This is a genomic window from bacterium (genome assembly GCA_035530055.1).
Taxonomy (GTDB): domain Bacteria; phylum UBA6262; class WVXT01; order WVXT01; family WVXT01; genus WVXT01.
This window is the reverse complement of record DATKVN010000015.1, coordinates 1-10,731: the sequence shown is the minus strand read 5'-3', so window position 1 is coordinate 10,731 and position 10,731 is coordinate 1. Positions and strand designations below refer to the sequence as shown.

The following is a 10,731-nucleotide window of genomic DNA, read 5'->3' as shown; positions in this document are numbered from 1 at the left end:
AGTGGGGAAATCCTGGCAGTTCAAAGACTGGCATATGCTTCCCCAGGGTCCTAGCTGGGCAAAGGGCAAGTACTGGTATCCCACTTGGTCAAGAAAGAGTGAGGTGGAGATAGAAAAGATGGTTAGTAAGGCAGTTAAGCTCGCCGGAGGACTTCCTGTGGAAAAAGGTGATGTGGTGTGGATTAAGACAAACGCGGTGGCGAGTTTCAATCTGCTTCTGGGGATAGGTAAGACCAGTAATGAACAAATCCAGTGTTATAATACAGATCCCAGGATAGCTAGAGCAATAGCGCTTTTGGCTAAGAAAAAAGGAGCCAAGAAAATCTACATTGCTGCCGGTCCTCCCGATGCTGATGGAATTGCGAATATGAAGACGTATGGATATGAAGGACTGGCCAGGGAAACAGGAGCTGAACTCTATTGTATAAATTCTGCCCCGTACAAGTGGTATAAGCCCGAAAGACCTCTCGCTCTCAAAGAATATGCCTTGCCAGTGGTTATGGTTGAGGAGGCGGACAAGATTATTAGCATTTCACCGATGAAGACCCATTATCTCACAGGAATTACCGGGACTCTGAAAAACCAGGCAATTGGTTCTGCTCCCAATAGAGTTTATGGAATACCTAAAGTGGGATTGCCCCATAATCAGATATCTGAAGTGATTTGCGACATCGTTTCTATAAAGAAGATAGATTTTGCAGTTATTAGTGCAATCTGGGGCTGCGAAGGACACGGGCCTACAAAGGGTGACCCTGTATCGATGGATTTGGTCATTGCTGGCAGAGACCCTGTGGCAGTCGATGCGGTGGAAGCTATGGTAATGGGTCTTAAGCCGGAAAATTATGGGCACTTAACGTTGGCTGAACAGATGGGTCTGGGCACAATGAAAGACATCAATGTCGTCGGTGACCCGATTAAAAAAGTTATGAAAAAGTTCGAGCAATGTCCTAAAGAATTGAGAGCGCCCAATGCCTGGGGTCGCTGTTCTGCTTGGGATTAGAGAGGTGTTATATCATACGGAGTAGCGAAACTTGTTTCGCGTTAATGACGCAGAGCAAGCTCTGCTACTCCTATTGTAATCTTAGCAAATATATATAAGGAGGAAATATGAAAAGGTGGGTTATTTTTGGAATGGTGCTCGTGGTAGCAGGGATGTTAATTATGGGATGTGAGAAGGCTCCCGAAGGGACGGGTGTTTATGGGAAAGTAATTGATAAGGAGACAAAAAAGCCTGTTGAAGGTGTGACAATAACTATTACTGCATTGAAGCATGTTACCGAAGCCTCTCCCCAAGTCTGGGCTGTAACTGCAACTACGGATAATTTGGGAAATTATAGTTTGCCAGAGCTCGAGCCCGGCAATTATGCAATCACAGTCACGAAGCCGGGATATTTTGCTTATTCGCTCAGTGAGCTTGTGGTGAAAGAAAAGAAAATGAAGAAACTTAATATTCGATTGGAAGCTTCTTTCTTGGGAGGGTAAGTAATGAGAATGAAGAAATTATTTCCGTTCACTCTAATAGTAATAGTTAGTTTCTGTCTACTGCTGGGATGTGGAGGTGCTGGAAAAGCAGGGGGGACTATTGTGGGCAAAGTGAACAATACGTTCCAGGGCGGAGGCGTTGAGGGCGCAAAAGTAACCTTGACTTTGGATGAGACAGAACTTACAGCGACTACAGATAGTTCCGGGAATTTCACTTTTTCCGGTCTTTCTCCAGAAATCTACACAATTATGGTGACTAAAGAGGGTTTTTTTGATAATAAAGTAGAAGCTAAAGTCGAGAACGGGAAAGAAACTAAGGTTGACATCGGTCTGATAGTTGCCTTCGGTGGCACCTGAAATTGCAGAATTGGCGGTGAGAAATCCTTTGTTTGGCGTGGGAATGCAGGAATTAGTCGTTATCCTTGTTCTGGTGTTGATACTTTTTGGTCCTCGTAGATTGCCCGAGGTGGGCAGGGCTATTGGAAAGGCTGTGAGACAGTTGAGGAGAGCCACGCAGGATTTTCGCGAGGCCATTGAACAGGAGCCTCCGGAAGAGATAAGAAAAGAAGTAGAAAAGAAACTGTCTGAAAACATTTCCCGGGAAGAAGGTGAAAAGGATATTGAGAGCGGATAAAGTAGTCGTTCTGGGAGTGGGTAACCTGTTGTTAAGAGATGAAGGAGTAGGTGTCCACCTTATTCAGAAACTCAGGGAAATGGAAATCGACAAAAGAGTTAGACTTGTAGATGGAGGAACTTCTATTTTGGATTGTATTCCTCGGGCGGAAGAAGTTGCCAAATTGATTATTGTGGATGCTATCAAACTGGGAGGTAAACCGGGGAAAACTTATAAAATACGTGTGGATGACTCTCTTCTTAAAGGTGCAAGGGGAATGACTTCATTGCACCAGCTGGGTGTGGTGGAGACACTTGCCATAGCTCGGAAGATGGGCGAACTTCCCCACACAGTCATAATCGGGATTGAGCCGAAAGATATAGGTTACGGACTGGAATTGTCTCCTGAGATAGAGAGAAGAACGGGGGAAATGGTTAATCTAATCCTCGATGAAGTTGGGGATAAGAGGAATTAAGGAGGAAATAATTATGCTGGGAGGGCTGGGTGTAACGGAACTAATAATTATCCTGGTCATTGTTCTAATTATCTTCGGTGCTGGTAAGTTACCCAAAATTGCAAAATCTATAGGAGAAGGAATCAAAGAATTCAAAAAGGCAACTAAAGAAAAAGAGTCTAAAGAAGAAACGAAAGAGGAAAAGAAGGAAGAGCCGCCGCAATAATTGTAGGGGAGGCACTCTGTGGCCTCCCGAAAAAAGGTAAGCAGTTAATGTGGGAGAAAATTTAAATGGATTTTACCAGAAGAGAGTTCCTGAAAATTTGTGCCGGATCAGCTGTGGCCCTGGGCATTTCCCAGATTTTGATTCCCGAGGTGGTGGAGGCTCTGGAGCGAGCTGCAGCGGGGAATCCACCAGTTATATGGTTAGAGGGCTCAGGGTGTACAGGTTGTTCCGTTTCCCTCCTGAACACTTCCCATCCCAAAATTAGCGAACTCCTTTTAAAAATCATAAGCCTCAAAGTGCATCCTACCTTGATGTCTGCATCCGGAGATAGAGTCATCCTCTCTATGGAGAAGATTGCCGAGGAGGCAAAAGGTAAGTTCATTCTCATTGTTGAAGGGTCAATTCCTATTGCAGAGAATGGCATGTATGCTACGCTGGGCGAAAAGAATGGCAAACCTGTCTCATTATTGGAGTGGACCAAGAAACTCGGAAGAAATGCTAAATATGTAATAGCGGTGGGCACCTGTGCTTCTTATGGAGGGATACCAGCAGGCGCTCCTGATCCCACTGGGGCAAAGGGAGTAGGCGAGATTCTGGGAAGGAAAGTGATAAACGTTCCTGGCTGTCCACCACATCCCGATTGGATGGTAGGTACCCTTGTCCATCTTATCCTCTATGGTCTCCCGAAACTTGATGAAAATCGAAGACCTACTCTGTTTTATCGTTTCCTATTGCATGATAATTGTCCCAACTACTCATTTTACATTCACCAGAAATTTGCCAAAAACCTAAGCGAAGAAGGATGTATGGTCAAACTCGGATGCAAGGGACCTCTCACCTATTCAGACTGTCCTTTACGCCGCTGGCACAATGGAGTCAACTGGTGTATTGGAGCTTCTGCTCCCTGCATAGGTTGCGTGCAGATGGAATTCCCGGATGGTATGTCTCCTTTCTACGGCTGGCCTGAAAGAAAGAGATAAAAAATGGCGAAAAAAATCATAACTATTGATCCTGTTGCCAGGATTGAAGGACATCTTAAGATTGTACTGGAGATAGAAGGCGGTAAAGTAGTCGATGCCAGAAGCTCTGGGACTCTCTTCAGGGGATTTGAGATGATCCTTAAAGGAAGGGACCCTAGAGATGCTCAACAGTTGACGCAGAGGGCCTGCGGGATATGTTCCGCATCTCACGCAACCGCAGCCTCCTTAACTTTGGAATCTGCTTTCCGGGTGAGACCACCTTCCAATGCCAGAATTATCCGTAATCTGGTAACCGGCGCAAATTTTCTGCAGTCTCATATCTTACATTTTTATCTTCTGGCCGCACTGGACTATTTTGTCGGTCCGGAAAAGCCACCTTTCATCCCCAGAGCTAAGGGTGACTATCGATTTTCCAAACAGATGAACAAAGAGTATCTTGATCACTATATTAAAGCGATGGAAGTTCGCAGGAAAATTCACGAGATGATAGCAATCTTTGGCGGTAAGATTCCCCATCATATAAGTTTTGTTCCCGGAGGAGTGACTGAAAAGCCGACCGTAGATAAGATAGCATCTTACCTGTGGAGATTGAGAGAAAGTATGGACTTTATTGAAAATATTTATGTGCCCGATGTGTTGAGACTTGCCGACGTATATAAAGATTACAGCAAGATTGGCAGGGGTTACGGAAATTTGTTATCTTATGGCGCATTCGACCTGGATGATAAGGGAAGCAAGAAACTGTTTAAAAGAGGCCTTTTGACGGACGGAAAAATAGAAAGCATGAATAAAGAGAAGATAACTGAAGATGTACGCTACTCCTGGTATGATACGAAAACTTCTGGCAAGAATCCCAAAGATAGTGATACACTTCCTTCTCCTGGAAAGCCAGGCGCCTATTCCTGGGTAAAAGCACCGAGATATGCGGGTAAACCCTACGAGTTGGGACCTCTGGCGCGTATGTGGGTGAACGGAGACTATAGGAAAGGGATATCGGTAATGGATAGGCACGTAGCCAGAGCTCTGGAGACAAAGAAGATTGCTCGGGCTATGGAAGAGTGGGTGCTTCAACTGAGGCCTGGAAGGAGAGTTTACGTTCCCTGTAAAGTTCCCCAGAGCGCTCAAGGTATAGGATTGACTGAGGCGCCCCGAGGTGCGCTAGGGCACTGGATTAAGATATCTAAATCCCGAATTGCACGGTATCAGGTGGTTACACCCACTAACTGGAATTGCTCACCGAGAGATGATAAAGATAAGCCTGGTCCGATGGAGAAAGCTCTTGTAGGAACGCCTGTAGCCGATGCGGAAAATCCAATAGAATTAATGAGAATTATCAGGTCCTACGATCCGTGCATGGCCTGTTCGGTCCACTTGATTGAACCTGGTAGGAGTATATCCGAGTTCAGAGTATGTTAAAAAACCCTGCTGGAAAGCAGGGCTATGGAGTAGCAGACTTTAGTCTGCGTCATAACTTTTTTGAGAAGCTATGTGCTTTTGCTGGCCTTCTGTTGAGCCAGCTGAAGAACTTTCTTAAGGCTTATTCCTTTTTTTAACGCTACCTTCCTACAATCTTCGTATTCTGGAGATATAGTAAGAACCTTCTTTCCTTTAAAGCTCACCTTCACTTTGATAGTCTCACCCAGAACTTTCACTTTCACAATCTTTCTCTCCAGAACAGACCTTTTTACTTCGCTAATTCTGAGACCATTGGTAGTAGTTTCTGAAAATATGCAGTCTATAATTTTTTCCATCACATCTTTATAACAGAGCACTGAAATCTCGGTGGCTAAGCGATTCTTCTTCATCATGATGGAATGTTGCCAGACATCGAGTGCTCCCATTTCCAAAAGCCTCTCGAATAGAAATCCCATCACTTCAGGAGTGGAATCGTCAATATTTGCCGAAATGAGAAAAGTGGGAGGCTCGTTCTTTTTCTCCTTTTTCTCCAGTTTTCCAACAACCAACCTTAACACATTTGGCATGGGCAATTCTTTTGTCCCGGCACCATAACCCACTTTGAGTGTTTGCATAGCGGGAAAGTCTACAAAGTCTTCTGCCAGGGAAGTGATAAGAACAGCACCTGTGGGGGTCACCAGTTCTTCTTGTATGTCCTTTCCATAGACTTTACATCCTTCCAGTAGTTTCATTGTAGCTGGCGCGGGGATGGGAATTTTTCCATGGGAAGTCTCTACTTCACCCTTTCCTAAAGGAAGAGGAGAAGAGAAGATTCTTTCCACTTTCAGGGATTTTAAACCAAGAAGGGAGCCGACTATGTCCACTATGGTATCTACTGCACCAATCTCGTGGAAATGGACATTATCAATGTCTACTTGGTGCACACTTGCTTCTGCCTCTGCCAGCCTGGTGAAGATGGAGAGCGATTTCTCCTTGACTTCACGAGGTAAAGAAGTCTTTTCGATTAATTCCTTTATAGTCTTTAGATTCCTCAGAGGATGACTTCCCGATTCTCCAATAATAACTTTTATAGCAGAGATAGCCCCTTTTCTAACTCGCTGATGAGAGATTTTAAAATCTAAATTTAGTTTTGAGAGTTCTTTCTTGATATAGTCAAAATCTGCGCCACAATCTATCAGTGCTCCCAGAATCATATCTCCGCTTATGCCGGAATTGCAATCAAAGTAAGCGACTCTTTCCATCTTATCTCCTCGATTTCTTTAAAGATGCGGCATAGACTTTCTTATTTATCAAGTTCGCCTGAAAAGCCGCGCCAAAGCCATTATCTATATTTACTACGGAAACTCCGGAGGCGCAACTATTGAGCATAGCCAGAAGTGCGGTTAGTCCCCGGAAGCTGGCTCCATATCCCACACTGGTAGGAACGGCAATTACCGGAATATCTACAAGCCCGGCTACTACGCTGGGCAAAGCACCTTCCATGCCTGCCACAACAACAAGTACATTGGCATCAATGAATTTTTTTTGCTTGTCCAGAAGCCGATGGATTCCAGCCACTCCCACATCGTACATCTTTTCCATCCTGTTTCCTAAGGTTTGGCCGGTAACGTACGCTTCTTCAGCCACAGGGATATCGGTAGTCCCTGCACTGATAACTGTTATTTTTCCCACAAGTGGTACCTTTTTAGGATTAATTACTACTATCCGCGCTTCCGGGTATTCCTTACAGGGAAGACCTTCTTTCTTTATAGCCCGGCATACTTCCTTTGTTACCCGGGTAGCCAGAATGTTTTCAGCGTCGGCAGCCAAAGAACGGGCAATCTTTCTTATCTGCTCCAATGTTTTCCCTGGGCAGTAGATTACTTCGGAAGCGCCCATCCGTAGAGGTCTGTGCTTGTCTACAGTGGCGAAATCGAGTTCTTCAAAGGGGAGAAATCTTAATTTACTTAAGGCTTTTTCCATGTCAATAGAGCCTTTTTTGAAGCCTTGCAAAATTTGCTTTATTCTCTTAATATTCATTTCTTGACATCCTTTTTCAACGGCTCATTCATGCTTCCTGTTCGATAACCTTCCAAATCGAGTGTTACATAAAGAAAACCCAGTTCTTTGAATTTTTTCACTACTTTATCCATTAATCCTTTTGATATGAAAGTTCCTATATCATCTCTTTCCAGTTCAATGCGAGCAATTTGACCGTGATGTCTTACTCTTACCTGTTTAAAATTTAATCCTCTCAAGAACCTTTCTGCCTTATCCACTATAGACAATTTTTCTCTGGTGATTTCTTTTCCATATGGAAACCGGGAAGCAAGGCAGGCAAAGGATGGTTTATTCCAGGTCTTAAGACTCATTTTCCTGGAAAAGTAGCGAATATCCTCTTTTGTCATCATAGCCTCTTTCATAGGGCTTCGTATTTCCAGTTCCCCCAAAGCTTTCATTCCTGGTCTATGGTCGCTTATATCGTCATAATTAGTACCATCGACGACGAAATTGAGACCTCTCTTTTTTGCCACATCTTTCAATTTTTGGAAGAGTTCAGTCTTACAATAATAACACCTATCCGTTGGGTTCATTTTAAATTGAGGAATTTGCAATTCTTCAGATTGGATTACCAGGTGCTCAACTCCGAATTCTTTTGCTATTTCTTTAGAAGACTCCAGTTCTTCTCCCGGGTAAGTTTCAGATTTAGCAGAGACAGCTAAAACCTTATCCTTCCCTAATACCTCAGAGGCTACCTTCAACAGGAAACTACTGTCCACTCCCCCAGAAAAGGCAACCAGGCAGGAGCCCATCTCTTTTAATATTTGCCTCAATTTTTCTAGTTTGTAGAAAGTATCTTTTCCCATAAAAACTACCTCCAAAAGCAACTTTATTGATAGCATAAGAAAGAGCTTTTGTCAAGTATAAATCCGAAAAGCAGTAATGAAATTTTTCTTGACAAAATAGTTATTTTATATTAATATTAGATTAGACTAACTTTCTTTGTTTAGCCTAACTTCAGGGAGATATTTTATGGTGAAACTGACTTCCCATATTGAAGATTATTTAGAGACGATAATTATGCTCCATAGGAAAAACAGGGTCGTTAGAGTGCGGGATATTAGCCGCAAGATGGGATTAAGTATGCCCAGCGTATGTGCAGCGATAAAAGTTCTTTGTAAAAAAGGATTGGTGAATCATGAAAAATATGGATATATCGAGTTGACCAGACAGGGAGAGACTTTAGGAGGGAAAATATACGGGAGCCATAAAATATTGATTAAGTTTTTGAAGGAGATATTAAGTACAGATTCCAGGACCGCGGAGAAGGATGCCTGTAAGATAGAACACGGTATTAGTGGCAATACAGTAAAAAGGTTAGTAGCCTTTGTGAAATTTGTAGAGACTTGTCCACACCCCGAAGGAGCGGACTGGTTGAAGAGTTTCAATTATTTTTACAAGTATGGAAAGAGACCAAAGGAAGGTAAAGTAAGGAAAATAAGAGAGAAAAGTTAATAACTCGGCATTCCCAAGAGTGCCCGACCAGAGATGGCATCGTAAACGGTGCCCGACCAATCAGACTCCCAGGAGTGGGCGAAGAATAGGAGTGAGTGAGATGGCGATAGATTTAACCCGGATGAGAAAAGGAGAAAGAGGAAAGATAGTCGATATTCAGGGAGGATGGGGATTGTTAAGGAAGATGGAGACTTTGGGTATAAAACAGGGGACAGAAATTGTGAAAGTGAGTTCTCAGCTTATGCGTGGTCCCATAACTATAAGGGCAGGTAATACTCAAGTGGCTATTGGTTTTGGTATGGCACGTAGAATAATGGTGGAACACAAGAAATAAGAGCGGAGTAGGACGACGAAAAACGGCATTCTAAAGAGTACCCGACCAAAGAGGATTTAAGATGAGAAAAGTATTGCTCATGGGAAGTCCCAATGTGGGGAAGAGCGTGGTCTTCTCCAGGCTGACCGGTGTCAATGTAATTTCTTCCAACTACCCGGGCACTACTGTCGAATTCAGTAAAGGGTATATGAGGGTTGGTAATGAAAAAGTAGAAGTTATTGATGTGCCGGGGACCTACTCTCTTGAGCCTACCTCAAAGGCTGAACAGATTGCGGTAAAGATATTGCAAGATTCAATTGTCAGCCAGAACGGTATTGTGGTCAACATTGTCGATGGCACGAATCTTGAACGGAACCTGAACCTTACCTTGCAGTTGCTAAAGAAAAATATTCCGGTTATTGTGGATTTGAATTTCTGGGATGAAACGAAACATTTGGGTATTTCTATTGATGTAGAAGAACTGGAAAAAATTCTTAATGTGCCTGTTGTTCCTACCTGTGCTGTGACTGGTGAGGGTATAAAAGAATTAGTCGATAGATTACTTGAGGCGAAAGCAAGGACTTACGATTACCCAGAAGAAGAGAAGTGGCATGAGATAGGAAAGATTATCGAGCGTGTCCAGAAAGTAACACATCGCCACCATACTCTTTTAGAGAGAATAGCCGATGCCTCAATAAGACCTTTCACCGGGATTCCCGTTGCTCTGGGAGTCGTCTATATTGCTTTCAAACTTATTAGATTTATTGGAGAGGGACTCATTGGTTATGTCTTTGAACCAATATTTGAAAAACTATGGGCGCCGCTTATGATGAAGCTTTCTTCCATTTTAGGTTCTGGTGGGTTTATCCACGATATATTGATCGGGAAGATATTTGAAGGGAAAATAGAATTTTTTGAATCCTTCGGTATTCTCACCACAGGACTCTTTGTGCCTTTTGCCGCAGTTCTTCCTTATGTATTTGCTTTCTATTTAGTGTTAAGTTTTTTTGAGGATTCTGGCTATCTCCCCCGCTTGGGCGTTCTGGCAGATAAGATGATGCACCAGGTAGGACTCCACGGCCTGGGAATAATATCGATGCTTCTTGGTCTGGGTTGTAATGTCCCTGGCGCTTTAGCTACAAGGGTAATGGAGACTGAAAGAGAAAGATTTATCAGTGCTACCCTTATGGCGATAACTGTTCCCTGTATAGCCCAGGTTGCCATGATTGTTGGCTTGGTGGGCAAATACGGAGCAAAGGCACTTATACTTGTTTTTGGAACTCTATTTCTAGTCTGGCTTGTGATTGGGGTTTTGATGAATCGTTTATTGAAAGGAGAAAGTCCGGAAATATTCGTGGAGATACCACCTTATCGAATTCCTTATTTTGGGGCGCTGGCAAAGAAGCTATGGATGCGTGTTAAAGGATTTTTGAAAGGGGCAATACCTTTTATGCTCTTAGGAGTATTTATTGTGAACATCCTGTATTCGCTTGGAATTATAGATTTCATAAGTAAGTTAGCAGGACCGGTGATAAAAAATATCCTTGGGCTTCCCGCAGGTGCGGTGGCTTCGTTACTCGTTGGATTTTTAAGAAAAGATGTAGCTGTAGGCATGCTCGTTCCGCTGGGGTTGACTCTGAAACAACTGGTAATCGCCAGTGTCGTCTTAGCTATGTATTTTCCCTGCGCAGCAACGTTTGCCGTATTAGTGAAGGAACTGGGAGTAAGAGATATGGCAAAGTCAGCAGTAAT

Annotated in this window: 14 protein-coding genes; 11 read left to right on the top strand and 3 right to left on the bottom strand. The window is 43.4% G+C overall.

Going from position 1 to position 10,731, the window contains the following annotated elements:
• From VMW39_01820 to VMW39_01785, 8 genes are all read left to right on the top strand, one after another.
• On the top strand, positions 1-1,000 hold a 1,000-nt coding region (locus VMW39_01820), incomplete at its 5' end, for a DUF362 domain-containing protein (protein ID HUW22757.1).
• A gap of 107 nt (positions 1,001-1,107) precedes the next feature.
• Positions 1,108-1,482: a carboxypeptidase-like regulatory domain-containing protein gene (locus tag VMW39_01815; GenBank protein ID HUW22756.1), complete on the top strand. Its 375-nt coding sequence runs from the start codon at positions 1,108-1,110 to the stop codon at positions 1,480-1,482.
• Positions 1,483-1,491: 9 nt separating this feature from the next.
• Positions 1,492-1,839, top strand: a complete 348-nt coding sequence (locus VMW39_01810) for a carboxypeptidase-like regulatory domain-containing protein (GenBank protein HUW22755.1) — start codon at positions 1,492-1,494, stop codon at positions 1,837-1,839.
• A 16-nt stretch (positions 1,840-1,855) separates the two neighbouring features.
• Positions 1,856-2,116: a twin-arginine translocase TatA/TatE family subunit gene (gene tatA / locus VMW39_01805; protein ID HUW22754.1), complete on the top strand. Its 261-nt coding sequence runs from the start codon at positions 1,856-1,858 to the stop codon at positions 2,114-2,116.
• Entirely contained in the window at positions 2,091-2,570 is a 480-nt protein-coding gene (locus VMW39_01800; GenBank protein ID HUW22753.1) for a hydrogenase maturation protease, read from the top strand. The genes tatA (VMW39_01805) and VMW39_01800 overlap by 26 nt, the downstream gene beginning before the upstream one ends.
• A gap of 13 nt (positions 2,571-2,583) precedes the next feature.
• Positions 2,584-2,775, top strand: coding sequence for a twin-arginine translocase TatA/TatE family subunit (tatA, locus tag VMW39_01795; protein ID HUW22752.1), 192 nt, complete (start codon positions 2,584-2,586; stop codon positions 2,773-2,775).
• 65 nt (positions 2,776-2,840) lie between these two features.
• Entirely contained in the window at positions 2,841-3,755 is a 915-nt protein-coding gene (locus VMW39_01790; GenBank protein HUW22751.1) for a hydrogenase small subunit, read from the top strand.
• A gap of 3 nt (positions 3,756-3,758) precedes the next feature.
• Positions 3,759-5,171, top strand: coding sequence for a nickel-dependent hydrogenase large subunit (locus tag VMW39_01785; GenBank protein ID HUW22750.1), 1,413 nt, complete (start codon positions 3,759-3,761; stop codon positions 5,169-5,171).
• 68 nt (positions 5,172-5,239) lie between these two features.
• On the opposite strand, the gene larC is transcribed toward VMW39_01785, so the two are convergent.
• The 3 genes from larC to larE are packed head-to-tail and all read right to left on the bottom strand — an operon-like array spanning position 5,240 to position 8,017.
• Positions 5,240-6,412, bottom strand: a complete 1,173-nt coding sequence (gene larC, locus VMW39_01780) for a nickel pincer cofactor biosynthesis protein LarC (GenBank protein HUW22749.1) — start codon at positions 6,410-6,412, stop codon at positions 5,240-5,242.
• 1 nt (position 6,413) lies between these two features.
• A complete protein-coding gene (gene larB / locus VMW39_01775) occupies positions 6,414-7,190 on the bottom strand; it encodes a nickel pincer cofactor biosynthesis protein LarB (GenBank protein ID HUW22748.1) in 777 nt (258 codons plus the stop codon).
• Positions 7,187-8,017, bottom strand: coding sequence for an ATP-dependent sacrificial sulfur transferase LarE (larE, locus tag VMW39_01770; GenBank protein HUW22747.1), 831 nt, complete (start codon positions 8,015-8,017; stop codon positions 7,187-7,189). Before larE ends, larB begins: the two co-directional genes overlap by 4 nt.
• Before the next feature lie 166 nt (positions 8,018-8,183).
• On the opposite strand from larE, the gene VMW39_01765 reads away from it, so the two are divergent.
• From VMW39_01765 to VMW39_01755, 3 genes are all read left to right on the top strand, one after another.
• Complete coding sequence (locus VMW39_01765; protein ID HUW22746.1) at positions 8,184-8,666, top strand: metal-dependent transcriptional regulator; 483 nt, start codon at positions 8,184-8,186, stop codon at positions 8,664-8,666.
• Positions 8,667-8,766: 100 nt separating this feature from the next.
• On the top strand, positions 8,767-9,000 hold the full coding sequence (locus VMW39_01760) for a FeoA family protein (protein HUW22745.1): 234 nt from the start codon (positions 8,767-8,769) through the stop codon (positions 8,998-9,000).
• A gap of 61 nt (positions 9,001-9,061) precedes the next feature.
• Positions 9,062-10,731: ferrous iron transporter B (locus VMW39_01755; protein HUW22744.1), on the top strand; the 1,670-nt coding region annotated here is incomplete at its 3' end.